Source organism: Loktanella sp. SALINAS62 (assembly GCF_018263905.1).
GTDB lineage: Bacteria > Pseudomonadota > Alphaproteobacteria > Rhodobacterales > Rhodobacteraceae > Loktanella.
The window spans coordinates 531,679-546,004 of sequence record NZ_JAAFZU010000055.1; the positions used below are offsets into that span (position 1 = coordinate 531,679).

Below are 14,326 nucleotides of genomic sequence, written 5' to 3' on the forward strand. Positions count from 1 at the left end.
GCCACATGTGTTATGATGGGTCCAATCCATAGGGAAAGGACCCATCATGCTTCGATTGCTACCCCTTGTCGTGATTGCGGCCTGCACGACGGCGGCCGCACCGCCACCTGCGGATTTACCGCTGTTCGGTGACGGATACCGCGCGGATGGTGACCCATGCCGCCGCGTGGGTGAAAACGCTTATACCAACCAGTTTCTGGACGACGCAGCCGATCTGGTCGCCTGTCCGGCCGATATGGAAAATCTGGGCGTCTTTGCACTGGATACCGGCGCTGCAGAAGTCGACCGCGTGCCCGGCTACGTGCTGTATTCGGTGCCCGTGCGCTAACCCCTAGCCAAAGCGGTTGGGGTGTTCATCCGGCACCTGGCAATGCCAGTAGATCAGGACCAGCCAGCCGATGACGGGGACCAGCGCCAGCAGCAACCACCAGCCCGATTTATCGATGTCGTGCAAGCGCCGCACACTTAAAGCGATGCTGGGGATCAGCGTCGCCAGTGACCAGATATTCCCCAGCACACCATAGTTTGCCCCAACATCACCAAACAGCAGGGCGTCAACGACGCCAAGCACGACACCGATGATAATGCTGTCGAGGATCAGCCACCAGAACTCTCCCCGGTTGCTGCGCCCCTGAAAATCGAAATACCGCCGAAAGAATTCGACAAGGGCGTCTTTCATCCCGCTTTTACGGCGATAATCGCGCCCGCCACTGTCATCCGACGGTACCGCAGGCCGGACCACGCGTGCTGATGTCCCTACCCCATCGGACACACCCGGCACATGCAGGCGCGCGGGTTCCCAGTTTTCCATCGTATCGGTCCAGACCAGCGTATCCGGCCCGACAACCCCGGACCGCGTCAGCGCACCGAATTCAGATTCGTCGATCGGCCCGTGTTCCTGACCGTCGTTCACATAATACCACTGGGCCATCGGTGGGCCTCCTGTCTGTTTCACGGAAATTTGCGACGAAACGGGACGCAGTGTAAAGGGAGCTGTCTCTGGACACCGCCCTGTCCCGGCGGCAATATCCAGCACGCATCGAAAGGTTCCGACATGCCCACAGCCGCCATCACAGGAAGCGGTGTCTTTACCCCGCCAGAAACGATCACCAACGCCGAACTGGTCGCCGCCTATAACGCCTATGCGGACCGCTGGAACGCTGGAAACGCCGATGCCATCGCTGCTGAAACAATCGTGGCCAAACCCTATTCGTCAGAAGACTTTATCGTAGCCGCATCGGGCATCGAAAGCCGCTACGTCATGGAAAAGGCAGGGATTCTGGACCCTGACCGTATGTATCCCCGGTTCCGCGCCCGCAGCGACGACGAACCGTCCATGATGGCCGAAATCGCGCAGGACGCCATTGCAAAGGCGCTGGCGCAGGCAGGGCTCGACGGGTCGGACGTCGATCTGGTCATTTGTGCCGCATCCAATCTTGAACGCGCCTATCCCGCTGTCGCGGTCGAAATTCAGGATCTGATCGGCGCGGGCGGCTTTGCGTTCGACATGAACGTCGCCTGTTCGTCTGCAACATTCGGCATCCAACTGGCCGCTGACATGATCAAATCGGGGTCCGTCAGGGCAGCGGTTGTGGTGAACCCCGAAATCACCAGCGGCCACCACGAATGGCGCGACCGCGACTGTCATTTCATCTTTGGCGACGTTTGCACCGCAACCGTCCTGCAACCCGCAACAGATGCCAAGGGTGCGCATTTCCGCGTGCTTTCGACCCGCTGTGCAACGGAATTTTCCAACAACATTCGCAACAACGCGGGATTCCTGCGCCGCACACGCGACCAGATGGAAGACCGCCGCGACATGCAGTTCATGCAGAACGGCCGCAAGGTGTTCAAGGAAGTGCTGCCGCTGGTCAGCCAGCACATGGCCGATCACATGGCCGACGAAGGTCTGGTGGCGACGGATCTGAAACGGCTATGGCTGCATCAGGCGAACAAGACGATGAACGCCTATATCGGCAAAAAAGTGCTGGGCCGCGACCCCGAACCGGGGGAACAGCCCAATATCCTGCAAGATTACGCCAATACCTCGTCCGCGGGGTCGATCATCGCGTTTTCCCAATATTCCGACGATCTGGTCGCCGGCGACAAAGGCATCATCTGTTCGTTCGGCGCCGGGTATTCCGTCGGTTCCGTCGTCGTGGAACGCGCCTGATCAGCCCAGACCGTTGAACTGTTCGGGATCGGGGCCGGTGCGTTCACCGGTATCGAGCGTGGCGATTGCCGTCAGATCATCGTCGGTCAGGTTGAAATCAAATATATCCATGTTGGCGCGCAGGTGGTCGGTTTTTGTCGACCGGCTGATCACGGCATTGCCGATATCCAGATGCCAGCGCAGGATCACCTGCGCGGGTGTCTTGCCGGTGCGTTCTGCAATCTTGGTGATCGGGTCCGCGTCAAACGATCGGGCATTGCCCAGCGGCGACCAGCTTTGCGTAACGATATCACGGCTGTCGTTGACCTGTGCCAACTGGGCCTGTTGCAGCTTTGGGTTCACCTCGATCTGATTCAGGACGGGACGAACACCTGTTTCTGCGATGACGCGGTCAAGGTGGTCCTTTTGAAAATTCGACACGCCGATGGACCGGACCTGTCCATCCTCTTGTGCGGCAATCAGCGCCTTCCATGCGGCGACATAGGTATCCTGAGCCGGAAACGGCCAGTGCAAAAGCATCAGGTCCAACTGATCGACGCCGATCCGTTCAAGGCTGTCATCGACCGACCGGCGCACGGCATCGTGGTCCATCCTGTCGTTCCAGACCTTTGACGTCAGGAACAGGTCTGTGCGAGGGATGCCGCTGTCGCGGATGCCCTGCCCCATTTCGGTTTCGTTGTCGTACATCGCGGCACCGTCGATCATGCGGTAACCCATCTCTATCGCCTCTCGGACGACGCGGGGGCAGTCGTCACGGGATACCTGCCAGATGCCTAGACCGAATGCAGGAATGGCGTGACCGTCGTGAAAGGTCTGGGTGGGGATCGTTGTCATGGGATCGTCCTTTTGCGTTTACAGGGCAAAACGGACCGTGGCGAAATCTGTTCCGTCCCGATGTTGCGAGGTCTTGCACATCTACGGACCCAGACGGTAGGCAAGCGCCATGGCAAAGCTGTATTTCAATTATTCCACAATGAACGCGGGCAAGTCGACCGTGTTGCTTCAGGCCAGCCATAACTACATCGAACGCGGGATGCAGACCTATTTGCTGACCGCGCGGCTGGATACCCGCGCGGGTCAGGGCCGCATCGCCAGCCGCATCGGGATCGGAGAGCCGGCAGACACCTTTGCCCCCGGTGAAAATCTGTTTTCAAAGATCGAACGTCGGCTCGCCAGCGGTCCATGCGCTTGCGTTTTCATCGACGAGGCCCAGTTTCTGGAAGACGAACAGGTCTGGCAACTGGCCCGCGCGGTGGACGATCTGGGCGTGCCGATCATGTGCTATGGGTTACGTGTCGATTTTCAGGGCCAGCTGTTTCCGGGATCGGCCACGTTGCTAGCGCTGGCCGACGATATGCGAGAGGTCCGCACGATCTGCCATTGCGGGCGCAAGGCCACGATGGTTGTCCGCAAGGATGCGTCGGGCCGTGTGTTGCGATCCGGTGATCAGGTGCAGGTCGGCGGCAACGAACGCTATATCTCGCTTTGCCGTAAACATTGGCGCGCGGCGATGGATGATGCGGAACCCGATCGGCTGCTATAGGATTTGCCGATGGACAAAGGATGACATGCCATGTCGGACGTGCAGCGCTATTCCCGAAAACATATGGTGTTGCATTGGGTGATCGCCCTCATGGTGCTGGCACAATTCGTTCTGGCCGATGGGATGTCAGCCGCATTTGGCGCGCGGATGGAAACCGCAACCGGCGGGTGGACCACCGGTGCGATCGTGCACGCGGTTCTGGGCACCTCAATCGGGCTGTTGATGCTGTGGCGGCTATGCATCCGCCTGACCACCCAGATCCCGCCGCCACCAACCGACGCCCCCGCAGTCATTCAAAAAATCAGCAGCGCGACCCATTGGGCTTTTTATGCCATCCTGATCGGGATGCCGATGGCGGGCGCGTTGGCGTGGTTTTATCAGGCAAGGATGATCGCGGATCTGCATGAAATCAGTGCCAAGGCGCTGGTCGTGCTGGTCGTGTTGCACATCTGCGGAAGCCTGTATCATCACCTGATCAAGGGCGACAGGCAGGTCATCCGCCGGATGATCCCCCGCTAAAGCGCGTTGGGCGGGCGGTGCCCGTCATCCCATGCCATCAGGTTATCGACCGCCATCTGCCCCATGGCTTCGCGTACCTCCAGTGCGGCGGTGCCAAGGTGCGGCAACAAGACGGCGTTTTCCAGATCCAGCAGTTCCTGCGGCACCTGCGGTTCGTTTTCGTAGACATCCAGACCTGCCGTGATGCGCCCTGATTTCAGCGCAGCAATCAAAGAAGCCTCGTCCACCACGTCGCCCCGCGCGATATTCACGAAAACAGCGCCGTCGTTCAGTTGCGCCAATGCGTCAGCGTCAATCAGTTGGACGTTGTCACCGCCGCCCGGCACCGCCACGACCACCACGTCGGACTGGTTCATCAACGCGCCCAGATCGGGGACCTGACGGGCGGGAAAATCGACCTCTTTTTCGGATCGGTTGAAATAGATCACCTTCATGTCGAAACCGAAATGGGCGCGGCGTGCGATGGCCTGACCGATACGCCCCATGCCGACGATCCCCAAACGTTTGCCGGTCAGATGCATGCCCAGCAGTTGCGTGGGTGTCCAGCCGGTCCATTCCCCGGACCGCACGAGGCGTTCACCTTCGCCCGCGCGACGCGCGGCCATCAGCATCAATGTCAGCGCGATATCCGCAGTGGAATCGGTCACGGCACCGGGCGTATTCGACACGGTGACGCCCGCAACCTTTGCCGCGCGCACATCGATGTGGTTATACCCCACCCCGAAATTGGCCAGCATCCGGCAGCGCAGATCAGGCGTGGCAAATGCCATGTCGCTGAACCCGTCCCCCAGCGTGCACATGATCGCGTCAAAGTCCTGCAGCGCGGCGGCGGCGTCTTGGACCGACAGCGGCCCTGCGTCGCGGGTGGTGACATCGAAACGGGCGCGTGCGGCGTCGATGGTTGCGTCGGGAAAGGGTTGGGTCAGCAACAGGCGTTTCAATGCAAGCGCCCCCCGACCGGGACATCCATATCGGGTGTGGCCAGCACGACCGCACCATCCGCGTCGGGAAAGCCGAGCACCAGAACCTCTGACATGAACTTGCCGATCTGGCGGGGCGGAAAATTGACGACGGCCATGACCTGCCTGCCGATCAGACCGTCGGGCGTATAATGCACCGTCAACTGGGCAGAGGTCTTGCGTTCCCCGATGTCGCCACCAAAGTCGATCCACAGTTTGATCGCGGGCTTGCGGGCTTCGGGATAGGGTTCGGCACGGACCACCCGACCGACACGCACGTCGACCTTCATGAAGTCGTCGAAATCAATCTGATCAGTCACGCGACAATTCCTTGCTGCGGTCGGTGGCGGCGGCAACGGCACGCGCCAGCAGCGCCGGAAACCCACGTTCGGCGTCCATCAACACCTCGAGCGCGGCTTGTGTCGTGCCATTGGGAGAGGTCACGTTGCGGCGCAATTGCGCAGGGTCTTCGTCGGAATCCTCTGCCAGCTGACCAGCACCGCCGACGGTCGCCTTGGCCAGTTTTATGGCGATATCGTCGGGCAACCCCTGCGCGACGCCAGCGGCAGCCAGCGTTTCGATCAAATGAAACACATACGCAGGACCCGATCCTGACACGCCTGTGACGGCGTCGATCTGCATCTCGTCATCCAGCCGGACGGTCTGGCCCACGGCGTTCATCAGCGTTTCGGCCAATGCCATATGGTCGTCGGTCGCGGCCCGGTTGCCCACCAGTGCACTGATCCCGCGTCCGATCGCCGACGGCGTGTTGGGCATGGTGCGCACGATGGGACTGTCCGCACCAAAGGCTGTTTCGAACCGCGCCAGCGGCGTGCCTGCCGCCACCGATATGAACAGGGTCCTGCCCCCGCCAAGCGCCGCCATCGTGGGCAGCGCATCGCCCATCATCTGCGGTTTGACCGCGACCAGTGCCACAGCGGGCGCATCGGGTGTGCCGTCGTTGATATGGCAACCTGTGGCCTGCACCCAGTCGCTGGGGTTGGGGTCAAGTATCCAGACAGAGCCCGCAGGCAGCCCGGATTTCAGCCAGCCGTCCAGCAGCGCCGATCCCATCTTGCCACAGCCCAGCAGCACAAGGCCGCGTTCGGCAACATCGTTCATATCCATGTAAAATACCCCGTTTGCGTCTTTTGCCAGACGCTACGCCCCGGCCCCGATGGGTGCAAGCAAGTGCCGCCGCGTCAGATGATCAGGCGCGACCGTAGGTTTCGGCAATCGCAATTTTCAGCGCATCCGCAGGCGACCGGTTCGCCCAGGTGACCAGTTGCAGCGCGGGATAATAGCGTTCGCAGCAGGTGACAGCCGTATGGATCATCGTGTCGATCTGTTCGGGGCTGGCGATCTGTTCGCCTGCCAGCACCAGACCGTAACGGTAAACCATCATCTTTTGGTCGCCCCACCATGTAAACGTGCCGGCCCAGCTGTCGTCGTTGATCGCGTTCAGCGCTTCGTACAGTGCGGGCAAACGCGACGCGGGCGGTTCCATTTCATAGGTGCAGATCAAACGCAGGGTTTCGTCATGCGCGGACCATGCCAGCGTGATTGAATACGTGCGCCACTGCCCTTCGACAGCCATCGCGATCCGGTCGTCGTGGACGCGGTCGAATTCCCAAGCATGATGTTCCGCCAACTGTTCGACAAGGTCGATCGGATGGATGTCATCGCTGTCCAGATAAGTGTCGGTCAGGGCCATGGCTTTGCCTTTCTCCGGGCTTCGGATGGTCGTCCTGCCCGCTTGTTCACTGCTCTAGGTCGGGTATGGTTCTTGTTCCGCCCCTACAAGATATCGTGACGTCATGCTGACTTTCTGTAAACCCTGTTCTTGGGGATAACCTGTGGACAAAGGCCGTATTTGGCTGATTTCACACCGTTTCACGGGGATAACTCTGTGCTGGTGATCCTGCACGGGGTCATACCTGTCAGATTGCCAGTGCCACAGACGGCGCATAGGGTGACGCCAATCCATATTTAACAAGAGCCTGACCCATGAATATCGACCTGTTAAAGCGGCTGTGTGAAACCCCCGGCGTCCCCGGACGAGAGGACCGTGTCCGCGACCTGATCACGTCGGAAATCGCCGGGTTGTTCGACCACGTCGAAACCGACCCGATGGGCAGCTTGCTGTGCCGCCGCGACGCTGCAACTGCGGATGCGCCAAAGATCATGCTGCTGTGCCACATGGACGAAATCGGGTTTCTGGTCAGCCATATCGACGACAAGGGATTCATCTATGTCCAGCCGGTCGGCGGGTTCGATCCGCGCAATCTGTTTTCACGCCGGGTGCTGGTCTGCACCGAAGACGGCGACCTGAAAGGTGTGATGAACCCCGGCGGAAAGCCGATCCATATTTCCAGCGCCGAGGACCGCAAGAAGGTGCCAGAGGTCAGCGAGTTCTTTATCGACACCGGGCTGGGCGCCGCGACCAAGGATTGGGTGCAGATCGGTGATTTTGTCGTGATGGACGAACCATTGTTGGAGATGGGTGACAAGATCGTATCCAAGGCATTGGACAACCGCATCGCCTGCTGGCTGGGGATCGAAGCGATCCGCGCGCTGGGGGATGACGGGCGCGGCGCGGAAATCCACGTGGCCTTTACCAGTCAGGAAGAGGTCGGCTTGCGCGGCGCCAAGACAGCCGCACACCGGATCCAGCCCGATATCGGCATCGGCATCGACACCACACTGGCCTGCGACACACCCGGCATCGCGGACCATCTGGCAACGACCCGTCACGGCAAGGGGTTCGGCCTGCATGTGCGGGACAGTTCGTTCATCGCGGACACGGGACTGGTGCGCGATTTCGCGGTGCTCGCGGATGAAAAGGGCATCCCCTATCAGCGGACGATGCTGGCGGCGGGCGGTCAGGACGGGGCCGCTGCACAGCAGGCGGCATCCGGCGCGCGCGCCATCGGGATCGTGGTCGGCACGCGCTATATTCATACCGTGACAGAAATGGTGGATCGCGGCGACCTGACGGCTGCGCGGGATATCCTGACCGCCTATCTGCGGACATTCTGACCCACGTCACGACGGCAGCCGCAAACGAAATCGCCCCCGCACAACGATGTGCGGGGGCGCTGGCCTGACCCGAAAACGGGGGTCAGGGTCAGTCAGTCTTATTCTGCTGCGGGCAGCAGAACCGTGTCGATCACGTGGACAACACCATTGGACTGCGTGACATCAGCCTGCACAACGGTTGCGACCTGGCCGCGTTCGTCGGTCAGTGTGATGGTGTCGCCGTCCTGCTTTGCGGTCAGTGTGCAGCCGCCGACGGTGGATACGGCGTGTTCGCCGTTGTCGTCAGCGATCATGCCTGCAATCGCGGTGGAATCGGCATTGGCCGCAACGACGTGGCAGGTCAGGATGTTGGCCAGTTGTGCCTGGTTTTCCGGCTGCAGCAGCATGTTCAGTTGGTCCTGATCCAGCGCTTCAAAGGCTTCGTTCGTGGGTGCGAACACGGTGAACGGGCCTTCGCCTGACAGCGTGTCAACCAGACCGGCGGCCTGAACGGCAGCGACCAGTGTGGTCAGGTTTTCGGCGTTGGATGCGTTTTCAACGATGGTCATGTCGGGCATCATCTCTGCGCCGCCAACCATCGGGTTGCCGTCCTCGCTCATATGAGCGGCGGCAAATGCGGAACCGGTGGACAGTGCCACGACAGCGGCGGCGGTCATCAGATTGGTCTTCATGGTCATCAGAATACTCTCTCTATTACACATGGCGGGTCATTCCGCCTTCGATGTGAAAGAAACGGATGGCCGCGTGCGATAGTTTCGTCCGCCGGGAAATATTTCGCTGAATTGAGTTCACAACAACGTCAAAACTCCGTGGATGGAACGGGAACGGCCACGTGGCGCCAGTGCGACACGAAGCCGATGATCAGGTCCAGTTAACCTGTTCGTTGCCGGGCAACGCATAGCGTGCCAGCATCGGCACGTCGTAGGCATGGCCGTGAACATCACAGAATGCGACGACCCAATCGTCGCGTTGACACAGAAAATCCAGAAGGGCGGCCAGAAACGCCGTATCTGACGCACCTGCGCGCATGTCCTGAGGGGCAAGACCATTCGGCCCCATAAAGGCCGCACTCAGCTCTTGGTCGGCAACGACATGCGCAAGCGCCTGCAATGCGACGATTTCAGCGTGTTCTGGGGTCATGGGATTTCCGGCAGCAAAGAATGAACCTTTTTTTAATCTATCGCGCGCAGTGTCCAGTCAGAAGGTGGTGAAACCATCAAACAGGATTGAATCATGTCCGGCAGATTATTGATCGTGGATGCCATGTCCACAAACCGCATCGTCCTTCGGGTCAAACTGCTGGCTGCAAAATACGATGTCGAAGCAGTGGCCAGTTGCGAAGCTGCGGACGCGGCCATTGCCCGACGGATGCCGGACCTGATCCTGATCAACCTGTTCGACGGGACGGACGACAGCCTTGCGTTCTGCGCCCGTGTACGACGGGCTGCGGCGACCCGCAACATTCCGATCATTTCGGTAGGCGGACAGGATACCAGTGCCGCAAGGTTCAGCGCGCTTGACGCGGGCGCCGACGATGTGCTGCCGCGCCCGATTTGCGATACGTTGCTGATGGCGCGCGTTCGCAATCTGCTACGTCGTGGAAATCGCGCGCGTGAATTGGACATGCGGTCCGAAACCCTGCGCATGATGGGATTGGATGACGCGGCTGGCCCCCGGATCGCCCCGGCCTGCGTGACCCTGCTATCGGATTCAGGCATCGCCATCGCGTCCATCGGCGGCATGCTGCAATCAGGATTGCGGCAGCGTATCCGCACGATGGGTATCGATGGGGTCCTGTCGGATCATGGCCAACCGGTATCGCCGGACGTCTTTGTTATTGATGCAAGGTCTCATTGCGACGCCGGTGACGATCTGTTCCGGCTGCTGGCCGATCTGCGGACCCGCGATACGACGCGCCATGCCGCGCAACTGATCCTGTTGCCCGCGAACGATTTACGGACAGCCGCACTGGTTCTGGACCTTGGCGCGGACGATGTCATCCTTGGCGCATTCGAAGGCGACGAACTGTGTCACAGGACCCGCGCATTGGTCGCGCACAAACTGCACCGCGACCGGCTGATGGATCAGGTCAACACCGGGCTTGCCGCCGCGATGACCGATCCGCTGACCGGATTGTTCAACCGCCGCTATGCGCTTGCGCATCTGCATCGCATCGCCGAACAGGCCTGCGAATCCGGCTGCAACTATGCGCTGATGGTGGCGGACATCGATCATTTCAAATCGGTCAACGACACCTATGGCCACAGCGTCGGTGATCGTGTGCTGATGGGCGTGGGTGCCTGCCTGCGCGACAGCTTTCGACCCGACGATCTGGTCGCCCGCATCGGCGGCGAAGAATTTTTGATCGTGATGCCACGCACATCGGTTGAGGATGCGACCGTCGCAGCACAACGCCTGCGCGAAATGATCGGGGCCAAACCGTTCGACGCGAACGGTGACCGTCCAGCCCTGCATGTGACGATTTCGGTCGGCATTGCCGCAGGATCAGCCGCAATGCCCACTGGCGGCACCCTTGACGCTTTGTTCGACAGGGCCGATGTCGCGCTTTACCGGGCAAAGGCCGAAGGCCGCAACGCGGTCGCCGTGGACCTGTCCGCTGCCTGACGCCCCACGGTGGGATGCGATGGTCCAGCCAATGGCGCGCCGCTGCCCTTGCGTCCACGCAACCTGACCGCGCGGAAGCCATTAACCGCAGACCGCAAACCACGGGCTCTTTTCTACAGGTCCCCCAACCATTCCTTGACTTGGATCAGGCTGGACGTTTCGCCGCGAGGCACCGGGCCAATCAGGTATTGCCACGACCGGGCGACACCTGCGATGACGGAACAATAGCTTTCCTTCGCAGGCACATGCCTCAGTTCGATGGAAAAAGGACCTACGTTATGACCCAAAGCGAGACCTATGAGCGCATCCGCGTCGATGACCGCGAAATGAAACCTGCGATGTGGCGCGGCTATCGTCGTAAATGCCCGAATTGCGGGGATGGTGCGATGTTCGACAGTTATCTGCACGTGCGCGACAATTGTGCGGCCTGTGACGAGGACCTGTCCCAGCACCGCGCCGATGACGGCCCTGCCTATCTGACGATCCTGATCGTGGGACACCTGCTGGCGCCGCTGATGATCTGGGTCTTTACTGAATTCCGGCCCAGCGGTCTGGTCATGGCGATCGTCTTTACGATCAGCACCGTCGCGCTGTCGCTTTATCTTTTGCCGCGGCTCAAGGGGGTTGTTGTGGCGATCCAATGGTCAAAAGGAATGCACGGATTTGGCAAAGCCGATTGACCCACCGATCCAGGATGCAGCCACCGTCATCGTGCTGCGTCGGGGCGACTGTCCCGCGATCCTGATGGGCCAGCGCGGTGCCACAGCCGCATTCATGCCCAGCAAATTCGTGTTCCCCGGCGGTGCTGTAGATGCAAACGACGGCATTGTGCCCATTCTTGGCCTCGATCCCATGCAGGCAACCGCGCTGCAGTCGTTCAGCCGACTTAGCCCTGCCGCAATCGCCGCCGCAGCGATCCGCGAACTTTGGGAAGAAACCGGACAGATCCTGGGGACCACCGCCCCATGGACCGATCCGCCACAGGGCTGGCGCGGGTTTGCGGCGACCGGACACCGCCCAACGGCCCATGGCATGCGATTTTTCTTTCGGGCCGTGACCCCGGCAGGCCGACCACGCCGGTTTGACGCACGGTTCTTTATCGTGGATGCGGATGCGCTTGTCACCGATCCCGATGATTTCACCCGGGCAGAAGATGAACTGTCACACCTGCACTGGGTTGATCTGCACCGCGCGCGCGATCTGGACCTGCCGTTCATCACAGAAGTCGCATTGGCCGAACTGGTCCAGCATCTGTCCGATCCGGACGCACCGCTGACGGTACCGTTTTTCAATAATGACGACGAACAGCATCTGGTCACAAGACTGGGTGGAATACGCCCGTTGGACACCGTGCCCCGCTAAGTCAGGTGCTGGTCCTGCACGTCGGATTTCCAGCCCAGCGTCCACAGGTCGCCATTCTGGATGACAGGGCGTTTCATCAACGTGGGAAACGTGGTCAGCAAATCTGAAGTGTCCTGCGCCTTTTCCGCGTCCGTCAACTGCCGCCATGTGGTAGACGACCGATTGATCAGTGCATCCCCGAAGCGCGCAATCAGGTCCGCACGATCCTGTTCAGACAGGCCATCGGCCCGAACATCGATCACATCTGGCGTGTGCCCAGCGGCGCGCAGGGCTGCCAGTGCCTTGCGGCAGGTATCGCATGATTTCAGGCTAAACAGTCGCATACAGCATTCCTTTGGCTAATGTGCATCAGGTTTTCAACGTTTCGACCACCGGGTTCATTTGCAATCGGACCGGCCGCGCTAACCTTTTACAACAAGGCCAAGAAGGTCGGCCAGACGTTGCAGGAGACAAGACATGCCCACCGGCAAAGTAAAATGGTTCAACACCGCCAAAGGTTTCGGTTTCATCGCCCCCGATGATGGTGGAAACGATATCTTTGTTCATATTTCAGCGGTTGAACGCGCCGGCATGACCGGCCTTGCGGACGATCAGCCGATCGGTTTTGAACTGATCGAAGGCCGCGATGGTCGCACGATGGCGGGCGAGCTTTACAAGCCCTAAAATCTGACCCGCAGATATTCATCAAGCCGGCAGGCGGGGTCCGCCTGCCGGATCCTACGCGTTGCAATGCGGTTCCACTGATTGGGATCAATGTCGGGGAAATGCGTGTCGGCATCCGGCACCGTCACATCGACCTGCGTGATCAGCAACCTGTCCGCCACCGGCAACAAGGCCGCATAAATCCCTGCCCCACCGATTCCATAGATGCGATGATATCCTGCGGCATAGCACGCGGCAACCGCCTGTTCGGTGTCGCCAAAGACATGATCGGTCAGTGTTGTGTCACGGGACACCACACAATTCATCCGGTTTTTCAGCGGCTTGACCGGCAGGCTGACCCAGGTGTTACGGCCCATGATCACCGCCCCGCCTGTCGTTTCGCGTTGAAACATGGCAAGATCTTCGGGCGCGTGCCACGGAATTTCGCCGTTGCGCCCGATGGCACCGTCATTGGCGCGTGCAACAATCAACGTCAGCATCAGACAGCCACCGGCGCGCGGATCCCAGGGTCAGGGTCGTATCCGTCAAAGGCGAAATCGTCGAACCTAAAATCGAAAATGCTGTCGACGGCGCGGGTCAACCGCAGTGTCGGCAACGGCTTTGGCCTGCGCGACAGCTGCAAATTCACCTGATTCATGTGGTTCAGATAAATATGGGCATCCCCGATGGTGTGAATGAAATCGCCCGGCGCATAGCCTGTGACATGCGCCAACATATGCGCCAGCAAAGCATAGGACGCGATGTTGAAAGGCACCCCCAGAAACATGTCGGCGGACCGTTGATAAAGCTGCAAATGCAGCTTGCCGTCGCTGATCCGGACCTGCCACAGCGTATGACAGGGGGGCAACGCCATGGCATCCATCTCTGCCGGGTTCCAGGCGGATACGATCAGGCGGCGGCTGTCAGGCGTTTTGCGGATTGCATCGACGAGGCGGGCGATCTGATCGACCTCTCCCAGCAGCAGGGTGCCGTCGTCGGCTGCAGCCACGCTGGGAAAATGCCGCCATTGGTGGCCGTAAACCGGGCCAAGGTCGCCATTTTCGTCCGCCCATTCATCCCAGATCGATACACCGTTTTGCTGCAAATAGCGCACATTCGTGTCCCCGGACAAGAACCACAGCAATTCATGCACAATGGATTTCAGATGCAGTTTTTTCGTCGTCACCAGCGGAAAACCGTCCACCAGCGGATAGCGGCACTGCATGCCGAAATGGCTGATGGTGCCCGTGCCGGTGCGGTCGGTTGACCGCACGCCGTGATCCAGAACGGTGCGCAGCGCGTCATGGTATTGGTGCAAGGATAGCCGCCTTTCGGGTGGGGGATGATTCCGCGCTACGCTAGATCAAGGTCGGGGCAAGCGCAAAGCGCTCGTGACAAAAGACGCACGGCGGTGCACTTGTTGGCGTTGAAAACACCGGGCGCATTGACTCAGACAAATGCGAC

The 14,326-nt window shown here is 60.1% G+C and carries 20 protein-coding genes; 9 read left to right on the forward strand and 11 right to left on the reverse strand.

Annotation, left to right across the window (positions count from 1 at the left end; translation table 11 throughout):
• Positions 1 to 46 precede the first annotated feature (46 nt).
• The gene (locus GZH79_RS17120) at positions 47 to 328 is read left to right on the forward strand and encodes a hypothetical protein (protein ID WP_211644958.1); all 282 of its coding nucleotides are present in this window, start codon (positions 47 to 49) and stop codon (positions 326 to 328) included.
• Positions 329 to 331: 3 nt separating this feature from the next.
• On the opposite strand, the gene GZH79_RS17125 is transcribed toward GZH79_RS17120, so the two are convergent.
• Positions 332 to 931, reverse strand: a complete 600-nt coding sequence (locus GZH79_RS17125; RefSeq protein ID WP_211644959.1) for a DUF805 domain-containing protein — start codon at positions 929 to 931, stop codon at positions 332 to 334.
• A 123-nt stretch (positions 932 to 1,054) separates the two neighbouring features.
• Between GZH79_RS17125 and GZH79_RS17130 the strand changes: the two genes are divergently transcribed.
• Entirely contained in the window at positions 1,055 to 2,173 is a 1,119-nt protein-coding gene (locus tag GZH79_RS17130; RefSeq protein WP_211644960.1) for a beta-ketoacyl-ACP synthase III, read from the forward strand.
• Here GZH79_RS17130 and GZH79_RS17135 read toward each other — a convergent pair whose 3' ends face one another.
• Positions 2,174 to 3,007 carry an aldo/keto reductase gene (locus GZH79_RS17135; RefSeq protein WP_211644961.1) on the reverse strand — a complete coding sequence of 278 codons (834 nt, stop codon included), beginning with the start codon at positions 3,005 to 3,007 and terminating at the stop codon, positions 2,174 to 2,176.
• 109 nt (positions 3,008 to 3,116) lie between these two features.
• Here GZH79_RS17135 and GZH79_RS17140 point away from each other — a divergent pair, with 109 nt between their 5' ends.
• Complete coding sequence (locus tag GZH79_RS17140; RefSeq protein ID WP_211644962.1) at positions 3,117 to 3,716, forward strand: thymidine kinase; 600 nt, start codon at positions 3,117 to 3,119, stop codon at positions 3,714 to 3,716.
• 30 nt (positions 3,717 to 3,746) lie between these two features.
• On the forward strand, positions 3,747 to 4,235 hold the full coding sequence (locus GZH79_RS17145; protein WP_211644963.1) for a cytochrome b/b6 domain-containing protein: 489 nt from the start codon (positions 3,747 to 3,749) through the stop codon (positions 4,233 to 4,235).
• Here the strand turns inward: GZH79_RS17145 and GZH79_RS17150 are convergent.
• The 4 genes from GZH79_RS17150 to GZH79_RS17165 form a co-directional block, all read right to left on the reverse strand.
• Entirely contained in the window at positions 4,232 to 5,176 is a 945-nt protein-coding gene (locus GZH79_RS17150) for a D-glycerate dehydrogenase (RefSeq protein ID WP_211644964.1), read from the reverse strand. The genes GZH79_RS17145 and GZH79_RS17150 overlap by 4 nt on opposite strands.
• Positions 5,173 to 5,514: a tRNA-binding protein gene (locus GZH79_RS17155; RefSeq protein WP_211644965.1), complete on the reverse strand. Its 342-nt coding sequence runs from the start codon at positions 5,512 to 5,514 to the stop codon at positions 5,173 to 5,175. The genes GZH79_RS17150 and GZH79_RS17155 overlap by 4 nt, the downstream gene beginning before the upstream one ends.
• Entirely contained in the window at positions 5,507 to 6,322 is an 816-nt protein-coding gene (gene proC, locus GZH79_RS17160; RefSeq protein WP_211644966.1) for a pyrroline-5-carboxylate reductase, read from the reverse strand. The genes GZH79_RS17155 and proC overlap by 8 nt, the downstream gene beginning before the upstream one ends.
• Before the next feature lie 82 nt (positions 6,323 to 6,404).
• The gene (locus GZH79_RS17165; RefSeq protein WP_211644967.1) at positions 6,405 to 6,908 is read right to left on the reverse strand and encodes a YbjN domain-containing protein; all 504 of its coding nucleotides are present in this window, start codon (positions 6,906 to 6,908) and stop codon (positions 6,405 to 6,407) included.
• A 293-nt stretch (positions 6,909 to 7,201) separates the two neighbouring features.
• Between GZH79_RS17165 and GZH79_RS17170 the strand changes: the two genes are divergently transcribed.
• A complete protein-coding gene (locus GZH79_RS17170) occupies positions 7,202 to 8,233 on the forward strand; it encodes a M20/M25/M40 family metallo-hydrolase (RefSeq protein ID WP_211644968.1) in 1,032 nt (343 codons plus the stop codon).
• Positions 8,234 to 8,331: 98 nt separating this feature from the next.
• Here GZH79_RS17170 and GZH79_RS17175 read toward each other — a convergent pair whose 3' ends face one another.
• Both GZH79_RS17175 and GZH79_RS17180 read right to left on the reverse strand, forming a co-directional pair.
• On the reverse strand, positions 8,332 to 8,910 hold the full coding sequence (locus GZH79_RS17175) for a fasciclin domain-containing protein (RefSeq protein WP_211644969.1): 579 nt from the start codon (positions 8,908 to 8,910) through the stop codon (positions 8,332 to 8,334).
• A 184-nt stretch (positions 8,911 to 9,094) separates the two neighbouring features.
• Positions 9,095 to 9,373 carry a DUF3572 domain-containing protein gene (locus tag GZH79_RS17180; RefSeq protein WP_211644970.1) on the reverse strand — a complete coding sequence of 93 codons (279 nt, stop codon included), beginning with the start codon at positions 9,371 to 9,373 and terminating at the stop codon, positions 9,095 to 9,097.
• A 93-nt stretch (positions 9,374 to 9,466) separates the two neighbouring features.
• On the opposite strand from GZH79_RS17180, the gene GZH79_RS17185 reads away from it, so the two are divergent.
• The 3 genes from GZH79_RS17185 to GZH79_RS17195 all read left to right on the forward strand — a co-directional run bounded on the left by GZH79_RS17185 (position 9,467) and on the right by GZH79_RS17195 (position 12,220).
• Positions 9,467 to 10,858 (forward strand): diguanylate cyclase, encoded by a 1,392-nt coding sequence (locus GZH79_RS17185; RefSeq protein WP_211644971.1) that lies wholly within the window; start codon positions 9,467 to 9,469, stop codon positions 10,856 to 10,858.
• A gap of 278 nt (positions 10,859 to 11,136) precedes the next feature.
• The gene (locus tag GZH79_RS17190) at positions 11,137 to 11,538 is read left to right on the forward strand and encodes a DUF983 domain-containing protein (protein WP_211644972.1); all 402 of its coding nucleotides are present in this window, start codon (positions 11,137 to 11,139) and stop codon (positions 11,536 to 11,538) included.
• Entirely contained in the window at positions 11,522 to 12,220 is a 699-nt protein-coding gene (locus GZH79_RS17195; protein ID WP_249219245.1) for an NUDIX hydrolase, read from the forward strand. The genes GZH79_RS17190 and GZH79_RS17195 overlap by 17 nt, the downstream gene beginning before the upstream one ends.
• Here the strand turns inward: GZH79_RS17195 and GZH79_RS17200 are convergent.
• The gene (locus GZH79_RS17200; protein WP_211644973.1) at positions 12,217 to 12,543 is read right to left on the reverse strand and encodes an ArsC/Spx/MgsR family protein; all 327 of its coding nucleotides are present in this window, start codon (positions 12,541 to 12,543) and stop codon (positions 12,217 to 12,219) included. The genes GZH79_RS17195 and GZH79_RS17200 overlap by 4 nt on opposite strands.
• A 133-nt stretch (positions 12,544 to 12,676) precedes the next feature.
• Between GZH79_RS17200 and GZH79_RS17205 the strand changes: the two genes are divergently transcribed.
• On the forward strand, positions 12,677 to 12,883 hold the full coding sequence (locus GZH79_RS17205; protein ID WP_211644974.1) for a cold-shock protein: 207 nt from the start codon (positions 12,677 to 12,679) through the stop codon (positions 12,881 to 12,883).
• Here GZH79_RS17205 and GZH79_RS17210 read toward each other — a convergent pair.
• Entirely contained in the window at positions 12,880 to 13,362 is a 483-nt protein-coding gene (locus GZH79_RS17210; RefSeq protein WP_211644975.1) for a dihydrofolate reductase, read from the reverse strand. The genes GZH79_RS17205 and GZH79_RS17210 overlap by 4 nt on opposite strands.
• On the reverse strand, positions 13,362 to 14,180 hold the full coding sequence (locus GZH79_RS17215) for a thymidylate synthase (RefSeq protein ID WP_211644976.1): 819 nt from the start codon (positions 14,178 to 14,180) through the stop codon (positions 13,362 to 13,364). Before GZH79_RS17215 ends, GZH79_RS17210 begins: the two co-directional genes overlap by 1 nt.
• Positions 14,181 to 14,326: the final 146 nt, after the last annotated feature.

Excerpts from the sequence above, each read along its gene's own strand:
- GZH79_RS17165 (WP_211644967.1), bottom strand. The coding sequence starts at position 6,908 with ATGGCCCTGACCGACACTTATCTGGACAGCGATGACATCCATCCGATC.
- GZH79_RS17200 (WP_211644973.1), bottom strand. The coding sequence starts at position 12,543 with ATGCGACTGTTTAGCCTGAAATCATGCGATACCTGCCGCAAGGCACTG.
- proC (WP_211644966.1), bottom strand. The coding sequence starts at position 6,322 with ATGGATATGAACGATGTTGCCGAACGCGGCCTTGTGCTGCTGGGCTGT.
- GZH79_RS17185 (WP_211644971.1), top strand. The coding sequence starts at position 9,467 with ATGTCCGGCAGATTATTGATCGTGGATGCCATGTCCACAAACCGCATC.
- GZH79_RS17190 (WP_211644972.1), top strand. The coding sequence starts at position 11,137 with ATGACCCAAAGCGAGACCTATGAGCGCATCCGCGTCGATGACCGCGAA.
- GZH79_RS17140 (WP_211644962.1), top strand. The coding sequence starts at position 3,117 with ATGGCAAAGCTGTATTTCAATTATTCCACAATGAACGCGGGCAAGTCG.
- GZH79_RS17145 (WP_211644963.1), top strand. The coding sequence starts at position 3,747 with ATGTCGGACGTGCAGCGCTATTCCCGAAAACATATGGTGTTGCATTGG.
- GZH79_RS17120 (WP_211644958.1), top strand. The coding sequence starts at position 47 with ATGCTTCGATTGCTACCCCTTGTCGTGATTGCGGCCTGCACGACGGCG.
- GZH79_RS17170 (WP_211644968.1), top strand. The coding sequence starts at position 7,202 with ATGAATATCGACCTGTTAAAGCGGCTGTGTGAAACCCCCGGCGTCCCC.
- GZH79_RS17205 (WP_211644974.1), top strand. The coding sequence starts at position 12,677 with ATGCCCACCGGCAAAGTAAAATGGTTCAACACCGCCAAAGGTTTCGGT.
- GZH79_RS17175 (WP_211644969.1), bottom strand. The coding sequence starts at position 8,910 with ATGACCATGAAGACCAATCTGATGACCGCCGCCGCTGTCGTGGCACTG.
- GZH79_RS17125 (WP_211644959.1), bottom strand. The coding sequence starts at position 931 with ATGGCCCAGTGGTATTATGTGAACGACGGTCAGGAACACGGGCCGATC.
- GZH79_RS17135 (WP_211644961.1), bottom strand. The coding sequence starts at position 3,007 with ATGACAACGATCCCCACCCAGACCTTTCACGACGGTCACGCCATTCCT.
- GZH79_RS17210 (WP_211644975.1), bottom strand. The coding sequence starts at position 13,362 with ATGCTGACGTTGATTGTTGCACGCGCCAATGACGGTGCCATCGGGCGC.
- GZH79_RS17130 (WP_211644960.1), top strand. The coding sequence starts at position 1,055 with ATGCCCACAGCCGCCATCACAGGAAGCGGTGTCTTTACCCCGCCAGAA.
- GZH79_RS17180 (WP_211644970.1), bottom strand. The coding sequence starts at position 9,373 with ATGACCCCAGAACACGCTGAAATCGTCGCATTGCAGGCGCTTGCGCAT.